Genomic DNA, 17,180 nt, shown 5'->3' with positions numbered 1-17,180 from the left:
TCCTTCATTCGGGTTGGAAATATTAACATATTAATATGTATTGCGTCATTTTTGGCTCTGATTGCGTCATTTTCTGGATAATTGCGTCGTTTTTTTATTTATTGCGTCATTTTTAATGATAATTGCGTATTTTAACAAATATTGGAACATATTTCTTTTCTCTCTTTCAATTACCAAAACCACAACCAACAAAAAAACACGACAACCCCAAAAGGTCATCGTGTTCCATCTAATCAAGAATTGTTATAAGATTTACGTTTGCTTGAAGAATGTGGTCTGCCGCCGCCTGAACGGTTGCGATCTCCGCCACGGCTTCCGCCTCCGCGGTTTCCACCGCCGCTGCGTGATGACCCACCACGGCTTCCGCCTTTACCGCTGCGTGATCCGCCTTTGTATCCACCACGGTTTCCGCCGCCACGATTTCCACCTCTTGATGGTAATGGACGCTCTTCCGTGATTTCAACAGGAGTTGTATCAGGTTCTTTCGTTAATACACGGATCGCTGCCGCTACCGCTTGAACCGGATCATGATCGCCAAGGAACTCTTCTGCTAATGGATAGTAATCTTTAAGATCGCTTTCCTTCGCTGCTTCAACCAGTTTCTCTAAAGCCAGACGCTGCTGACCTTCAAGAGCTTCGTTTAAGCTAGGTGGCTTAAGGGCCGTCATTTTCTTCTTCGTTGTTTGTTCAACGATCTTCAGGTAACCCATTTCTCTTGGTGTGACAAAAGTGATGGACATACCCTTCTTACCTGCACGACCTGTACGTCCGATACGGTGAACGTAGCTTTCAGGATCTTGAGGAATATCAAAGTTGTATACATGCGTTACGCCTGAGATATCTAATCCACGGGCAGCAACGTCTGTAGCGATCAGGATGTCGATGCGTCCTTCTTTGAATTTCTTGAGGACCGTCATACGACGAGCTTGTGAAAGGTCTCCGTGAATACCTTCTGCAAGGTAACCGCGGATGCTTAGGGCACGAGCTAATTCGTCTACTCTACGCTTAGTACGGCCGAATACAATCGCAAGTTCAGGTGATTGTACGTCGATTAAACGTGAAAGGGTATCGAATTTTTCTTTTTCACTTACTTTTGTGAAGTATTGTTCGATATTCGAAACCGTTACTTCTTTTGATTTCACTTTGATGACTTCCGGCTCTGACATGAAACGGTTCGCAATACGACGGATCGGATCCGGCATTGTTGCTGAGAATAAAAGTGTTTGTCTTGTGCTTGGAACTGTCTCAAGGATGCTTTCGATGTCCTCGATGAAGCCCATGTTCAGCATTTCATCTGCTTCGTCCAGTACTAGTGTTTCAACGTTTTCAAGGTTAAGTGTTTTACGTTTGATATGGTCAAGAAGACGACCTGGTGTACCTACGATGATATGTGGGTTCTTCTTCATCGCACGGATTTGACGCTGGATGTCCTGACCTCCATATACGGATAGGACGCGGGCACGCTTGTCGGCACCGATACGGTATAACTCTTCAGATACCTGGATCGCAAGTTCGCGTGTTGGTGCAATGATCAACGCTTGCACTTTCGGGTTTTTCACATCGATTTTCTCGATCATCGGAACACCGAATGCTGTCGTTTTACCTGTTCCCGTTTGTGCCTGACCGATGATATCCTTACCTTCTAAACTGACCGGGATCGTACTTGCCTGAATGGGTGTAGCTTCTTCAAAGCCCATACGTTTGATTGATTTCAACGTAGATGCGCTTAAGTTTAAATCTGCAAACTTAGTCAATGTTACATTCTCCTTTAATTTACATCTTTTATAACTAATCAATATCTGATTATATTTTTAGGTCGGAACGAAATCTTACAATTTTACCCACCGAAAGACTTCGGTATCTAATCTAAAACCGTCTATATGAGATGTTTAGTTTTATGTTTGGTACAAAAAAATACACTCTTCAAAATAGAAGAGCTAGCACGTCCAACAAAATAAGAACTATGTTGTAGTTATGTTACCACTTCTAGAAACGAATTTCAATCTAATGTCAAATAGTCAATCTATTCAATTTGAAGAAATTGGTAGATCTTCTCAAATAGATCCTGCTTGTCTTCACTATGACAAATTAAGTGTTTTGCTTCCGGGGAATAGTATAGGTTTTTCTTTTTTGAGGAAATAGTCTCGTATATATATTTCGCAGCTTTCGGGGGGACTATTCCATCATTCTCTCCTTGAGCGATGAACGTTGGGATGTTCACCTCGCCGAGGAGTGGACGAGCGATACGGACAACTTTTCTGAATTCATATGTGGACAGAAACGGGGTTTGAGTCACCTTGAATTTATATCGTTTGTACAGCTCGTTTTCAAGCATATTGCCTTGCATTCCCTCTTTAATTAAATTACCAATATCTTTCAGCAGTTGTTTAACATTTATATAGTAAGCAGCGGCACTTAATAGTACGAGCTTGCTGATATTGTATTTAACCGAAAGATACGTAGCAATCAATCCACCCATTGAGAACCCGATGACATACACTTCGTCGCATGTGTCCAACAGGACCTTCAGCTCAGACTCAGCATGTTCGATCCACTCAACATGCTTAATCCCTTTCAGGTCAAGGGTTTGCCCATGGCCTGGGAGAGTCGGCACGACGATTTTCCAATCGGTCCGTTCCTGGAGGAATTCTGCAAGAGGCTCAACTTCAAATGGGCTCCCTGTAAAACCATGGATTAATAAACAACCGATCATGTTATCCCCACTTACTTCTCAAAAAGTAGGGAGCGAGCCACACTCCCACAACATCTACAAGCTCATTTTGTTCACTTTAATGAAGGTTTAAACTTATGCCTTAAGGTTGTCGATAATTTCTTCAAGCTTCATCCCTCTGGATGCCTTGAATAAGATCAGTTCATCCCCCTTAAGGATGGAAGACAGTTTATTCGTCAGGCTTTCTTTGTCTGTAAAGGAGTGAACCCGGTCTTCTTGAAGATTCTCCAGGGCACCTTTCGCAATCAGGCTTCCAAGATGGCCGAATGTGAATACTTGCTGAATTTTCTCTCCATCGATCATGCGTCCGATTTCCTGATGGAATTCTTCTTCATTATCCCCAAGTTCAAGCATATCTCCGAGGACCAGGATCTTTGTACGGTAGCCCTCAAGCTCTGCTAAAAGCTCAATGGCCGCTTTCATGGAAGTCGGACTCGCATTGTAGGCATCGTTGATGATGCTTTCGCCTTTCTTCCCTTCAAGCATTTCCATCCTCATCTGCGTCAGCTTTAACGACTGTAAGCCTTCTTTCATTTCATCCACGCTGAGTCCGAAATGACGGGCAATCAGGATTCCAGCAAGGGCGTTATGGATATTATGCTGCCCTAAGACAGGCAGGAAGAACGCTTCACCTTCAGCAAAAGACGTCTCGAAATAGCTTCCATGATTGTTCATTTCGATTTTAGTCGGGTAAATCGAATTGGATTCACTTCTTCCGAAAGTCTCCATATGCGTGAGGCCGAGTCCTTTTACACCTTCCTGCAGCAACGGCTCATCTCCATAGTAGGCAAACAGACCTTCAGGCTTCAGACCTTTTACGATTTCAAGCTTGGCCTTGGCGATACCTTCTCTTGAACCTAGGTCCTGCAGGTGAGATTCCCCGATATTCGTAATGATGGCAGCATCAGGTTGGGAGATTTCAGATAGGAGTTCAATCTCACCAAACCCGCTCATTCCCATCTCAAGTACAGCCACTTCCGAGTCTTGTGGAAGAGAAAGGATGGTCAGCGGGAGACCAATATGGTTATTATAGTTCCCTTGTGTTTTATGAACACGGTACTTTACAGACAGCAGATTGGCTACAATGTCCTTGGTTGTCGTTTTCCCATTGCTTCCTGTAATGCCGACGACTTTTAAATCCAGTTCGTGGCGATACTTGTTCGCCAAAGCCTGAAGGGCAAGCAGCGGATCTTCCACAACGAGTACAGGTATATCTTCCGGAGGGTTAGGGACATTGATATCCCATAGAGCTGCAGAAGCACCATTTTCAATGGCTTGGCGAACAAATTGGTGACCGTCTACATTTTCCCCTTTAAAAGGAACAAATAAGTTGCCGCTCTCGATTTTTCTTGTATCGATGGAAACGCCCTTCACGACCACTGATTCAAATGGGGTAAGATCGTTTTTTACATCAAGCATGGTACACATATCTTTAATCGTCTTCTCGAACATTCGTTTACTCCTTTTACTCATTTTTTAATGAAAATAAAGCAGGGACTGCCTTTAGGCGGTCAGTCCCAAGTTGTTTACATCGTATGCTTAATCGTTTGTTTGTCTTGATATCGTTCCATTCCAAGCTCCACAAGTTTCCCGATCAGAGTAGGATAATCGACTCCTGTATGCTTCCAAAGAAGCGGGAACATACTGAATGGCGTGAAGCCAGGCATCGTGTTCACTTCATTCATATAGATTTGACCATCCTCCGTTAAGAAGAAGTCTGCCCTTACAAGCCCGGAACAATCCAGTGCCTTATAGGATTGGATGGCAATTTCCTTCATTTCGTTATAGATGCTTCCTTCCACTTCTGCCGGAATGATAAGGGCCGTATCTCCATCCTCATATTTGGCTTTGTAATCATAGAAGTCTTTCTTCGGAACGATTTCACCTGCTACAGAGCATTCCGGCTGATCATTTCCAAGTACGCCTAGCTCGATTTCTCTTGCCTTTACGCCTTCTTCAATGATGATCTTGCGGTCGAACTGGAACGCTTCACTGAAAGCCGACTGCAGTTCTTCACGAGTCGTACATTTGCTGATTCCGACCGATGACCCAAGGTTGGCGGGCTTTACGAAGCAAGGATAGCCAATCTCCTCTTCCACTTGCTTATAAGCCGCTTCCGGATTCCCTTTCCATGTGCTGCGGATGAACCACGTATAGTTGACTTGCGGGATGCCAGCCTGAGCGAATAGATTCTTCATAATGACTTTATCCATTCCGGCAGATGAAGCAAGGACACCATTCCCCACATAAGGGAGATTCAACAGTTCAAGCATTCCTTGAACCGTTCCGTCTTCACCATTCGGTCCGTGAAGCAGCGGGAAAATCATGTCATATCCTTCTGAATCTGACGGCGCGATGGATGTACTTAAAGCATTAGGGGCAATCTCTTCCCCTTCTTTAAATTGCAATGCCTTCACATCTTCAACAGGAGCGTTCAGTTCAGGACCCTTGACCCAACGGCCTTCCGTCGAAATAAAAACAGGGTGGATTTCGTATTTATTTAAATCCAGGGCACCAATCACGGCCTTGGCTGTTTGCAGAGATACATTATGTTCAGCGGATTTTCCTCCGTATAGTAAGCATAACTTCGTTTTCATAAATGAGTTACCTCCAATATTCACAATAGATGTTTCTATTTTATCACTTTCACCGGAAAGGGAAAGAATGATTCCCTTGGAAAATAAAATTTACCACATTTGTCTTGATTCAAATGGCATTCAAAGAGTGCCCAATATATATGTATGCAAATGAAAACCAGTCCTGCGACAAAATGGACCTATTATTATTCTGAATACACTTAAGATTTCGCCTATTTAAAAAGCTATTAAACTATCATGGCATAAGGTGTATAATCCCTCTATCAAAAACATTTGTATTTTTAAGGAGGACACCCAGATGAGAAAGCTCGGTTTACTGCCTAAGATTCTATTAGGTATTGCGTCAGGTATTGTCATTGGTGCCTATGCACCAGAATGGTTTGTGAAAATCTTCGCTACATTCAATGGATTATTCGGTAATTTCCTCGGATTTGCGATTCCGTTGATCATCATCGGCTTTATCGCTCCTGGGATCGGCTCCATGGGAAAAGGTGCAGGGAAACTTCTTGGATTGACCACTGCCCTCGCGTACGGTTCCACAGTATTAGCCGGTTTACTCGCCTTTGCCGTTGCGAAGTCTATATACCCATCTTTACTGGCCAATCAAACTTCCCAGTCATTTGAAAATCCTGAAGAAGCTCTTCTCAAAGGTTTCTTTACAGTGGACATGCCTCCAATCATGGGCGTTATGTCGGCATTACTCATCGCTTTCACCATCGGACTTGGAATGGCCGCCATCAAAGGCGACACCCTTCAAAAAGGGATGGATGAATTCAGGAACATCGTCGAGCTTGTGATTGAAAAGATCATCATTCCACTGTTACCTGTTCATATACTTGGAATTTTCGCCAATATGACGCAAGGTGGACAAGTGAGTGCCATCATGTCTGTATTTGCTAAAGTATTTGTCATGATCATTCTTTTACATGTTATTTTCTTAATTATTCAATATACAGCTGCAGGGACACTGAGAAAACAAAACCCTCTTTCCATGATGAAAGGGATGCTCCCAGCTTACTTTACGGCACTCGGAACACAGTCTTCCGCGTCCACGATCCCGGTGACCCTTGAACGTTCCAAGAAAATCGGTTCAAGAGAACGCATTGCCGATTTCTCTGTACCGCTTCTTGCTACGATTCACTTATCAGGAAGCACCATCACTCTTGTCAGCTGCGCCATGGCCGTCATGTTCATCCAGGGCGAGGCACTGCAATTCACTCAGCTGTTTCCATTCATCCTAATGCTTGGCATCACGATGATTGCAGCACCCGGTGTTCCAGGGGGAGCCGTCATGGCAGCCCTTGGACTACTTGAAACAATGCTTGGGTTCGGACCGACGATGACGTCCCTTATGATCGCCCTGTATCTCGCACAGGACAGCTTCGGAACTGCCTGCAACGTAACAGGTGACGGCGCCATCACATCGATCGTCGACAAACTGACCCAAAAGAAAAAAGCACACGTATCTTCTATTAAAGCAAGCTAACCTAATAGAGGTCCGTCCCTCCAATCGGAGGGACGGACCTCTATTTTTATTTTTGAAATCAGTCTGAAAAAGACACCGCGGTGACCATTTTATCTGCATATGACGTTTAGACGACGTGACGCATAGGTCCAGGGAACCACTCTCCGATCCGTGAATCAGTCACTTCACCACTGAATATCTCTGTCATTTTCTGTATAATGGAAATATTAACACATTAAAGGAGTGCTCATAAATTGAAATTAACCGGGCAGCGTGTAACACTAAGAAAAATAGAAGAGAGAGACCTTCCTACTTTATGGGACTATATTTACGGGGATCCTTCTCCGGAATGGAAAAAATGGGACGCCCCTTATTTTGAACATAAATATGTCCCTTTTGACGAGTATATGGAATCATCCACCCGGAATAAAAACCGCAGCGATGAATTCCAGCGGATCATCGAAGTTGACGGAACCATCATCGGAACCGTCGGATACTATTGGGATTATGAGCCCACCAGATGGCTTGAGGCCGGGATTGTGATCTATGATCCCGCATACTGGAACGGTGGATACGGGACCGAAGCCTTATCCCTATGGGTAGACCACCTTTTTACTACAAAGGAAATCGGACGGGTCGGCATCACGACCTGGTCAGGAAATGAACGGATGATGAAGGCCGCAGAAAAAATCGGCATGCAGCTTGAAGGTCGTATGCGAAAATGCCGTTATTACAATGGCGTCTATTACGACTCCATCCGAATGGGCATGATCCGGGAAGAATGGGAAGAAAAACGATCTCTCTAAAAGGAGTCCCACTATGAAAACAATCATCCTGGTTGGTGGCGGACACAGTCACCTACACTGTTTAAAAAAGATACAACCGCAAGAAGAAACCGTGAAATGGATCCTCATCTCCCCTTCCCGCTATCAGTATTACTCGGGAATGTTCTCCGGATATACAGAAGGAATCTATTCATTAGAAGAAACCCGGATCGATTTAGATAATCTATGTGAGAGGGCTGGCTGTGACTTTGTCGAAAGCACCGTCCTCTCCATCGATCCCGATCAACAGCATCTCTTAACAGACAAGGGAGACATTTTCACCTACGACTTCGTTTCTTTCGACATCGGGTCGCGGAATGACTCGCTGGAGATCCAAGGTTTACATACGCACAATCTGCCCATCAAACCGAACTATCGTTTCCCCGAGCAAATCGAGAAACTGCGTAACAGCAGAAGGACGGTCTTTATCGGTGGAGGCGCAGCGAGTATTGAGATGGCTTTATCTTTGAAAGCATGGAAAATGAAAATGGGGTATGAGGATCATGCCGTTACAGTGATTCATTCTTCACCACTCATAGAAAAAGCAGGTTCCTTTTCATCAAAGAAAATGACGAGAGTTGCCCATTCAAAAGGCATCGAATTGCATAAAGGACGTGTGACAAAAGTAGATAGTACCCGCGTACATACGGGAGAGGGACGGACCTTAGGATTTGATGAGATCATTTTCTTAGGCGGGCCCAAAGCGCCTCCACTCTTAGGAAGCAGTGTGCTGCAGACAGATGAAAAAGGCTTCCTCCTCGTGAACAGCTACCTCCAATCCGTCGAATACCCAAACGTATTCGGAGCAGGTGACTGCGCAACTTTACAAGACTTCCCCAATCTTCCGAAAAACGGGGTCACGGCTGTGCGACAAGGTCCTGTGTTATGGAAAAATCTGACCGGTGCAGCGGCTGGTGGAAAGATCATTCCCTTTGAACCGCAGAACCGGTATCTGGCGATTATGTCGATTGGGAATAAGGAGGGCTTTTTGACATATGGGTCATTTTCATTGGTCAACGGCTGGGCATGGCGGTTGAAGAATTGGATTGATGTGAGGTTTGTTGGAAGGTATGGGGGGTGAGGTGGTAGGTTTTGTTTTTCGTCATCCCTTCTGAATTGAGCTGCATGGATTGAAGAATCTTATAAGCAATCTTTCTCGATTCTAAATGGAGGAATTTTCTAACTTGCTTGTTGTTTATTCGATCAGAAATTAAAAGGGCATAGTCGTTTAAAGCAGCTATATGACCATCTTTTGATTTCCCACCACATTCCGTGCACTCCCAATGAGCATATCTCCTTACCATAGGAAGATGTTGACATTGCGAACACTTTACACCAGACATTATTTCACCTGGAGTAACTCCATAAATGTCTTTAGGGAAAGCAAAGGGTGCAGTGTGTTTTTTCACTAATTGGCTGGAGATTTTTTTTAATTGTTTTGCTGGAATAGATTCTTTTCTATGAAGAGCAAGTACGGATAAAATCCATCCCTCTACATTTTCTACCCTGATCACATTATGATATTTTTCATTAGGAGAAGTAGTATCAATGATTGTGGATTTATTCGTCATGACAACAAGTGTAGAAATCGGGATTGAAGGCAGCTTTCTGTTGATGAACCACCTTACCAACTGCTTCTTCTGGCGTTCGACCTGTGTGACAGGGTGACTGAATGCCTCTTCTTTATCCTCTACCTTTCGAATGGCTTGGTCGAATCTCGAATCTAATGTGTAGGTTCCAGCTATGTGCTTGACTTCTATAATGATGAAGACTTGTGGGGTTAAGAGGAGGGTATCGATTTGAAAGTGACGGTCATCTATTTCAAGTCGAAGATCATGCAAGATGAATATATTTTTATTTTTAGATATAAACTTCAGATGATAGTCTAATTGTAATTCTCCTCGGTAACCGGCTTTTCGCTTGGCTAAATCCGCCTTTATGATATGCCAATGGCTATGAGCAGGAGAGAGTCTTTCTAATAATGCTTCATTCATTAAAATTCTCCGGGGTATTTCCCTGTTTTTAACGATCAATTTATCAACTCCTTTCATTGTATACACGTTTATTCGACACCCGCTTATAAAAACCCTTTATTTTACAAATATATTGTGAGTTGAGTTTTCATGATATCGGTTATTGGGCCACTTTGTGGGTTTTTCGGGCCACATTTAATATAAATTGGGCCACTTTCGGCATTTATTGGGCCACTTCCCCGGTTTATTGGGCCAAATTGTGAACGCCACCACTCGCCACATCCCACACCCCAACCCACACAAAAAAAACACGACCACCAACCAGCAGCCGCGCACTCATACCTATCTATCTAAACAACTCCACATACTTCTTACTAATCACAGGCAATACTCCATCAAACAGCTTCTCCCTCCAATAGAGGTCCGCTACCTGCTGTACAGCTGCTGCGTGATTCGGATAAGGGTAGACCATATTGGATAGAGCACCGATCTTGCTTCCTTTTTCCATGGCGAATACGACGGGTTGCATCCAGTCTCCTGCACCGGAACCGACTGCGTGGGCACCGAGTATTTTCCCGCTTGAGTCTGTGATGATTTTGACGAGTCCTTCGGTTCGGTGGTCGGCAACGAAGCGGTCGACTTCGTCCAATGTCTTCTTAAAGACTTTATACTGTATTCCTTTTTCCATGGCCTCTTCTTCGGTCAATCCGATATGAAAGATTTCTGGTGTCGTATAGGTTGTCCAAGGTAGCTTTTTGTAGGAAACCTTTCGTTTCAATCCGAACACAGCATTTTGGACGACGAGCTTCCCTTCCATTCCGGCTCCGTGGGTGAATGGGTAGCGGCCGTTCACGTCCCCGATGGCGAAAATATGTGGATGATTCGTTCTTAGTTCATCATTCACTTTGATGAAACCGCGGTCGTCCATTTCCACGCCTGCTGCAGACAGGTTTAAAGATTCCGTCCCGGGCTTGCGGCCGGTTGCCAAAAATAATAGGTCCCCATTAACAGAATGCTCCACACCGTCTTTCATATAATGGATCGTTTTCTGCCTGCCATCCCGCTTTGAAACCCGTTTGATCTCTGCTCCATACACAAACTGGATATCCTTTTCTAGTATGTCGGCTGCCACTTCACGAATTTCTTTATCTTCTTTCACTAAAACCTCATCATGTTGTTCCAGGACAACAGCTTCAGCACCTAAGTGGGAAAATGCCTGGGCAAGCTCAAGTCCGATCGGACCTCCTCCCACGAACACAACCCGGTTTGGCAGTTCCTCGACGTCGAATATCGTTTCATTTGTGTGATACTCTACCTCAGAAAGGCCTTGGATATCTGGTACCCTAGGACTTGATCCTGTGGCCACGACAATCCTTTTCCCTGAGATCCTGTCCTCTTTCTCCACCAGAATGGTGTGGGGATCCAGGAACTCGGCTCCACCGAAATAGATATCGACCCCTAATTCCAGGAAGCGCTCGGGATCGTCATGCTGTTGGATATGCGCTATGGCTCCTTTGACTTTCTCTTTCACCTTTTTCATGTCAACGGTCCCTTTGGTTTCGAATCCAAAAGCATCACCTTTCCTTATAGTAGCTACTTCCCTTGCTGCCTGGATGAATGCCTTTGACGGAACGCAGCCAAAGTGCAGGCAGTCCCCGCCAAGCACACCGCTTTTTTCGACAAGGGCTACTTTGGCTCCAAGGGAAGCGGCTCCCGATGCGACGGTCAGTCCACCGGCGCCTCCCCCTATGACTATCAAATCGTATTGATCCATCTTCATCTCTCCTTATGAAAGTAATCGTTTCGCTTCCAGAAACCGCTGGATACCCGTGTACAATTCCACTGCAAAAAATAGTAACGTCGTCCACAGGACTATCGAGGGAAATAGCATCATGACGCTGAATAGAATGAATCCTTCCGTCCTCTCAGCGAGTCCCGCCTGGTAATAGAATGACTTCATCCCCTGCTTCTCTGATACGGCTCCGACTGTGAGAAAAATGGTCATGGAGATGATGATGGAGACACTCAATAAGAGGGTGGCCCACATAATGTCAGGGTGCAGGAAAGCAACGCCAAGGAGGACACTGATCTCAACGATTCGATCAAAGGTCACATCCATGACGGTCCCGAACGGAGAAGGCTTGGTCAATCGTGCCATCGTTCCGTCCACTGCGTCGAGGAACCCGGACAGCCATAATAAGGTGACGGCGATGAACGGAAATCCCAAGTAATACACCAGTCCAGTGACCGACCCCACGACAAAGGCCGTGAGCGTCACCTGATTGGCTGATAGTCCTTTTTTTAAAAACAGCCTTGCCGTTCCCTCTATACTTGGCTGCACCCATTTGCGGGCGTGAGTGTCTAACATATTGTTCCCATCCTTTATTTATCTTCTTTCCCCGATAACCCCAGCCATGCTTTCATCTTCTTTTTGAAAATGAGTGGTACGATGATCATGACCAGGAAAAATGCGAGGGCAATATATAATTTCGTTCGATCTTCTCCTACCAAGCTTGACCCTAGAAAGACGTAACCAAACGTGCCCGGTAAAATTCCGATGGCTGTAGCAAGAATGTACGGAACGTATTTCACCTTCCCCATCCCAGCCAGATAGCTGATCAAATCAAAATTGAGGAATGGAACGAGGCGTAATAGGAGGACATAAAAGAAGCCGCTCTCCTCCATCTTGGCCTGTATTTTCTCCATTCTGGCAGATGGTCTTTTTAATAATTTTTCTCCAAGGAAGCTTGCTGCATAGTAGGCGACCGTTGCACCGCCGAGGGCACCTAAAATAATATAAAAGAAACCTTGGACAGCGCCGAAAGCAAGTCCTGCCGCCAGTGAAAGGATGGAAGCCGGGAAAAGGATCAGTGGTCGGATCGTATATACCACGATAAAGACAATCGGAGCCCATATACCAAATGACACGATCCAATCCCTTATATCATGCGGCTTGACCTGGAAGAAATTTCGGCTCAGCCACATGAGGGATAGTAAAATTGCAATAAACAGCAGAATTTTGCCTATTTCCTTCTTCTTCATTGTCTTCCCTCCTACTCCTCTTGATGAAACGTCTGAATGTTCTCTTCCTCGGTATATAGCCAGACCGCCTCGAGTGATGAGTGCCCGTCAAGGGGGAGATTCAGTTTTTGCTTCAAATCCTCCACCCATACTTCATAAATATTCGTTCCCGCTATGAAACGTTTTTGCTTTACCGCTCCCTTCCATTTCGGGGACAAAACACCCTGACCGCTAGAGCTGACCTTTATTTGGGAAGCATGAACAAACTGCCGCCCTCTTAAGATGAGGCCATCGCTCATGAATGACGCGACAAATGGGGATGCGGGCCGGTAATAGATCTCATCTGGACTACCTATCTGCAAGAATCGCCCATCGTGTAACACTGCCACGCGATCCCCCATCTCATACGCTTCATCCCGGTCATGGGTCACGAATATAACCGTGGTTTCTTCTTCCTTTAGAATGCTCCTGACCCAGTGTCTCAATTCTTTCCTCAATTGCAGATCAAGACTGCTGAATGGTTCATCCAGAAGCAATAGCTTTGGCTTCAGGATGAGGGAACGGATCAGGGACACCCGCTGCTGCTGACCCCCGGAGAGCTCTGAAGGATAGTGGTGCATGAATTCCCCAAGACCGACTCTTTCGATATAGTCCATTGCCCTCTCCTTGGTTTCCTTTTTTCTTCTCCCTTTCATCTTTAACCCATACATGACATTTTCAAGAACATTCATATGAGGGAATAATAAAGGTTGTTGAAAGACCATCCCGATGGGGCGGTTCTGAGGTCTGATGGAAGAAATATCGTTTCCTTCTATTAACACCTTTCCCTGCGTGGCAGATTCTAAGCCTGATAGAATGCGCAGAAAGGTTGATTTACCTGAACCCGATGCTCCCACCAGGGAAAGGATCTCACCTTTGTTCAGTGTAAGCGTCGTGTCTGTTAATATTTCTTTCTCTTTAAATGTTTTTGATATTCCTTGAATCTCTATGAATGTATTCACAGCTTCTTCCTCGCTCTTAGATGCTGATATGGGAGCATGACAGTCAAGCATCCTTCCAACATGATATAAAACGCGATGGGGATAAGGGCAAACACAATAGAGAATGCAGCTGCGACCGCTTCGTCTGCCGTATTGGTAAATGGGTAGTAAACCATTGCCAGGGTCACCACGTTCCCTCCCCCTATGATCGCAGTAAGGACGTATTGACTTAAGGAAATGACAATTGTCAGGAACAACACACTCCGGATGCTTGGTAGAAGCAGAGGTAATTCAACATGGTACAGGCGTTGTAAGGAGCTTCCCCCAAGGATGGTTGATTGTTCAATTAATTTAGAACCGATTCGTTCATAGCCTGTCTTAAACATTTTGATGCTGTAAGGGATCGTCGGGACCAGATGGACGAGGGCCACTCCAAGCCAATGATCCGAAAGACCATATCGGATAAACGTGATATGAAGACCGATGGCCACAACCAATACCGGTATAAAAAGGGGAAGCATCATGAGCGCTTCAAGCATCGATTTCCCCCTGAAAGAGGAGAAGGCATATACCTTTCCAGAGGTGATGCCGATCACAAGATTGAGGGCCAGGACGATAAGGGCGATCCAAATCGATATCCCTATGGAATCCAGGAACTCCCCTTGATTCAACAACCGTTCCCACGCTCTTACACTCGGATTTCCTTGATCGGGGCTCCCCCATACCCACACACCATAAAAGCTTTTATATACTAAAAAGAGAAGGGGAAAGACAAATAGAATAAATGATATGCTGTAAAAGATTGATTTCCTCAACGTAACACCCCTAATTCCCAATCCCTTTAGTGATGTGCATTCGCTTTTTATTCGTCATATAAAGGACGACCCACATGATGATCCCGATCACGAGACCTGTCAGGACAAGCGAAGCAAACGCCAACGGACGATCACTCCAGCTTCCGCTGTAAAACCAGTCGTATGCTAGAATGGCAAGCATTTGCGGGGACGTCACTCCAAGAAGCTGCGGAACCTCGAATGCGGTAAAGATGAAGGCAAATAATATCGCTCCGGTTTCAATAAACACCGGAAAGATCAAAGGCCATTCCGCTACCCAGAAGGCTTGATATGGTCCCGCTCCCAATAATGAAGCAACCTCTTTATACCTTTTTGACAGGGTAGCATACACAGGCAGCATCATCAGGGTCACAAATGGGACTTCCTTCCACACATACGTCAAGATAATTCCGACCCCGTTCCGGTCCTGAACCACTATCGGGAACTGACTGCGATCGTCTATCCATCCAAGCAAACCGGCTACATTCGAGAAGAAACCGCTCTGATTGAAGAGTAAATAGACAAGATAAGCCCATACAAAGTGGGGAACGAGCATTGGGATCCACACCAGCAATTTATGCTTATTATCCTTTAACAACGGAGAGAAGGCCTTTACGATTCCCAGGCCAATCACAAGGGCCAGGATGGTTGAGATGGAAGTCACCATCAAGCTGAAAAGGACGGAAGAGATAAACCGGTCCTCTACAATCAATTCCTGGTAATGTGCAAAGGTGAAGGTTCCTCTGTCCCTTACACTTTCAAAGATTGCAAGGACAATCCCAAGCCCCGGAATCAATAGAAAAAAGAGAACGCCTGGAAGGATGAGGAACGCATTATTGACTTTCAACCACTTCACGGTTCCAGTTCTCCTTTAGCCATTCCACATAGGCGGCATCAAGCTCACCTTTGAAATGTTTCTCAAGCTCAGATGCCTCCAGTACACTTTTTCCACGATCAATTCCCATGAATTTCTCTCTCCATTCCTCATCAAGCTTGTCGTAAGAGATAGGAGAACTTTCCCCCCAATAATCCGGCTTCAATTTCTCATACTGTGCTTCTGGTGATAAAAACTCATTAATGGTCACCATGGCCCCTTCTTTATTCGGACTATTAAATGGAATCGCCAGGAAATGGGTGTTTCCGATTGACCCGACGTCCTCTAATAGGAAGGACTTCGTACTTTCGGGGAAGACTCCGTCTTTGATCAAATGCTCGGCCCTCGCTTCGTTATACCCCATCGTCATCCATACCTCTCCCTGACTGTACAGCTTATCAAGATCAGTTAAGGTGGCAGGATAGGTTTCCCCTTGACGCCATAAGTATGGCTTCAGTTCGTTTAATTCTTTCCAGGCATCGGTTCCTAGTCTGTTCGCATTCTCTTCATCAAACCCCTCCTGAACCAGATTCTTGTCTGTTTTCGCATAAAGAAGATGTCTAAGAAACGCATTCCCTGTGAAATCACTCGGATTTGGATACGTAAATTTCCCTGGATTCTCTTTCATGAACGTTTTCAGTTCCTCAAAGGTAGAAGGAGGATGGTTCACTTTCTCACTATTATAGAAAAAAACGAATTGAACCTTTCCCCACGGTGCTTCGAACCCTTCCGTTTCCGTTCCAAAATCATAACGGAAGGCGTCGCTCGTTGTATCGTAATATTGGTTGTAATTCGGCAGCTGGTCCGTGAATGAACCTGCCAATAACTTATTTTCTTTTGCATTTTTAAAATTCTCACCGTTGATCCAGACGATATCGATCGTGCCCTTTTCTTTGTCAGCCCGTTTCTCCGTTTGCAGCTTCTGAAGGATTTCAGTTGTATCCAAAGGTACACGGTTCAGTTCGATATGATGCTTTTCTTTCAGCATGGGAGCCATGACCTCATCTATATATCGATTGATCCCTTCATCTCCTCCCCACATGAACATATTCACTTTGGTCCCTTCTGCATTCGACGCGATCGTCTTCCAATCTCCGTCCGGAATTTTACCGGCACCATTTATATTTGAAGAATCACAAGCCGATACTAACAGTAAGGAAATGACGCCCAGTATAGCTAACCATTTTTTCATCCATCCTACTCCTCTGCGCTTTACTATAATTCTATTGTACTGGACCGATTAATATAAAAAAGTAATCTGCCTTACATAAGAAAATGATTGCCCTATCGATGACCTATGTCTTCTTGCTCATATTTTATACAGCTTGTAACCTTTTGACTCAAACCTTGTCTAATACGGTAAGGAGGTGACTTTAACGTGAAGCGATTACTGATGATCACCATCATTCTTATGGCGGGAATGGCCGGATGTGGGACGGCTGATGAAAACGACAGCGATTCGACGAATAATGGAACGAATCAGGAAGCAGGTGAGGATATGACCGTGCAGAAAGGAATTGTCGCAGGCGCAATGGAACCTTCATTAACAAAGCAGGATGCAGCAGATCAGAATGTTTACGTATATTCAGTGAAAAACCAAACCGAACAGGAAAAAACCTTTGAATTCTCTTCAGGACAGAAGATCGACTACGAACTGAGAAACGAAAAAGGCGAGGTCGTATATAAAGATTCAAAGAATAAGATGTATACCCAGGCCTTGCAGGAAATCACAGTGAAGCAAGGAGAAGCATTTACTCAGAAAATTGTCCTGCCGAAGCTCGAGAGCGGCTCATATACATTGACGGTATGGATGACTGCCAAGGGAGATCAGGATTATAAAGCGACGACTGCCGTTGAAATTGAATAAGAGATCAAAAAAAGG

Annotated in this window: 16 protein-coding genes; 4 read left to right on the top strand and 12 right to left on the bottom strand. The window is 44.9% G+C overall.

All coding sequences use genetic code 11. The features are described from left to right. Nucleotides 1-233: 233 nt before the first annotated feature. The 4 genes from LCL96_RS21750 to LCL96_RS21735 form a co-directional block, all read right to left on the bottom strand. Entirely contained in the window at nt 234-1,754 is a 1,521-nt protein-coding gene (locus LCL96_RS21750; RefSeq protein ID WP_224945296.1) for a DEAD/DEAH box helicase, read from the bottom strand. A 269-nt stretch (nt 1,755-2,023) separates the two neighbouring features. Further along, on the bottom strand, nt 2,024-2,713 hold the full coding sequence (locus LCL96_RS21745; protein WP_224945295.1) for an alpha/beta hydrolase: 690 nt from the start codon (nt 2,711-2,713) through the stop codon (nt 2,024-2,026). Nucleotides 2,714-2,806: 93 nt separating this feature from the next. Beyond that, nucleotides 2,807-4,183 (bottom strand): UDP-N-acetylmuramoyl-tripeptide--D-alanyl-D-alanine ligase, encoded by a 1,377-nt coding sequence (locus tag LCL96_RS21740; protein ID WP_224945293.1) that lies wholly within the window; start codon nt 4,181-4,183, stop codon nt 2,807-2,809. A gap of 74 nt (nt 4,184-4,257) precedes the next feature. Continuing rightward, nucleotides 4,258-5,328 (bottom strand): D-alanine--D-alanine ligase, encoded by a 1,071-nt coding sequence (locus tag LCL96_RS21735; RefSeq protein ID WP_224945283.1) that lies wholly within the window; start codon nt 5,326-5,328, stop codon nt 4,258-4,260. Nucleotides 5,329-5,626: 298 nt separating this feature from the next. Between LCL96_RS21735 and LCL96_RS21730 the strand changes: the two genes are divergently transcribed. The 3 genes from LCL96_RS21730 (at nt 5,627) to LCL96_RS21720 (ending at nt 8,698) form a co-directional block, all read left to right on the top strand. Next, nucleotides 5,627-6,814 (top strand): dicarboxylate/amino acid:cation symporter, encoded by a 1,188-nt coding sequence (locus tag LCL96_RS21730; RefSeq protein ID WP_224945281.1) that lies wholly within the window; start codon nt 5,627-5,629, stop codon nt 6,812-6,814. Between the two features lie 233 nt (nt 6,815-7,047). Further along, nucleotides 7,048-7,599, top strand: a complete 552-nt coding sequence (locus tag LCL96_RS21725) for a GNAT family N-acetyltransferase (protein ID WP_224945279.1) — start codon at nt 7,048-7,050, stop codon at nt 7,597-7,599. A gap of 13 nt (nt 7,600-7,612) precedes the next feature. Continuing rightward, complete coding sequence (locus LCL96_RS21720) at nt 7,613-8,698, top strand: FAD-dependent oxidoreductase (RefSeq protein WP_224945277.1); 1,086 nt, start codon at nt 7,613-7,615, stop codon at nt 8,696-8,698. On the opposite strand, the gene LCL96_RS21715 is transcribed toward LCL96_RS21720, so the two are convergent. The 8 genes from LCL96_RS21715 to LCL96_RS21680 all read right to left on the bottom strand — a co-directional run bounded on the left by LCL96_RS21715 (nt 8,631) and on the right by LCL96_RS21680 (nt 16,490). Beyond that, a complete protein-coding gene (locus tag LCL96_RS21715) occupies nt 8,631-9,611 on the bottom strand; it encodes a nuclease-related domain-containing protein (RefSeq protein WP_224945275.1) in 981 nt (326 codons plus the stop codon). The genes LCL96_RS21720 and LCL96_RS21715 overlap by 68 nt on opposite strands. Before the next feature lie 325 nt (nt 9,612-9,936). Continuing rightward, entirely contained in the window at nt 9,937-11,364 is a 1,428-nt protein-coding gene (locus tag LCL96_RS21710; RefSeq protein WP_224945273.1) for a dihydrolipoyl dehydrogenase family protein, read from the bottom strand. A 12-nt stretch (nt 11,365-11,376) separates the two neighbouring features. After that, nucleotides 11,377-11,958 carry a CDP-alcohol phosphatidyltransferase family protein gene (locus LCL96_RS21705; protein WP_224945271.1) on the bottom strand — a complete coding sequence of 194 codons (582 nt, stop codon included), beginning with the start codon at nt 11,956-11,958 and terminating at the stop codon, nt 11,377-11,379. Between the two features lie 14 nt (nt 11,959-11,972). After that, nucleotides 11,973-12,632: a TVP38/TMEM64 family protein gene (locus LCL96_RS21700; RefSeq protein ID WP_224945269.1), complete on the bottom strand. Its 660-nt coding sequence runs from the start codon at nt 12,630-12,632 to the stop codon at nt 11,973-11,975. Between the two features lie 11 nt (nt 12,633-12,643). Then, on the bottom strand, nt 12,644-13,612 hold the full coding sequence (locus LCL96_RS21695; protein ID WP_224945267.1) for an ABC transporter ATP-binding protein: 969 nt from the start codon (nt 13,610-13,612) through the stop codon (nt 12,644-12,646). Then, on the bottom strand, nt 13,609-14,406 hold the full coding sequence (locus tag LCL96_RS21690) for an ABC transporter permease (protein WP_224945265.1): 798 nt from the start codon (nt 14,404-14,406) through the stop codon (nt 13,609-13,611). Before LCL96_RS21690 ends, LCL96_RS21695 begins: the two co-directional genes overlap by 4 nt. Nucleotides 14,407-14,416: 10 nt before the next feature. Continuing rightward, nucleotides 14,417-15,280: an ABC transporter permease gene (locus LCL96_RS21685; RefSeq protein WP_224945263.1), complete on the bottom strand. Its 864-nt coding sequence runs from the start codon at nt 15,278-15,280 to the stop codon at nt 14,417-14,419. Beyond that, nucleotides 15,258-16,490, bottom strand: coding sequence for an ABC transporter substrate-binding protein (locus tag LCL96_RS21680; RefSeq protein ID WP_224945261.1), 1,233 nt, complete (start codon nt 16,488-16,490; stop codon nt 15,258-15,260). The genes LCL96_RS21685 and LCL96_RS21680 overlap by 23 nt, the downstream gene beginning before the upstream one ends. A gap of 186 nt (nt 16,491-16,676) precedes the next feature. On the opposite strand from LCL96_RS21680, the gene LCL96_RS21675 reads away from it, so the two are divergent. Further along, on the top strand, nt 16,677-17,165 hold the full coding sequence (locus LCL96_RS21675; RefSeq protein WP_224945259.1) for a BsuPI-related putative proteinase inhibitor: 489 nt from the start codon (nt 16,677-16,679) through the stop codon (nt 17,163-17,165). The last annotated feature ends 15 nt before the right edge of the window (nt 17,166-17,180 follow it).

Source organism: Rossellomorea aquimaris (assembly GCF_020172085.1).
Classification (GTDB): Bacteria; Bacillota; Bacilli; order Bacillales; family Bacillaceae_B; genus Rossellomorea; species Rossellomorea aquimaris_E.
This window is presented reverse-complemented; position numbering and strand designations above follow the sequence as displayed.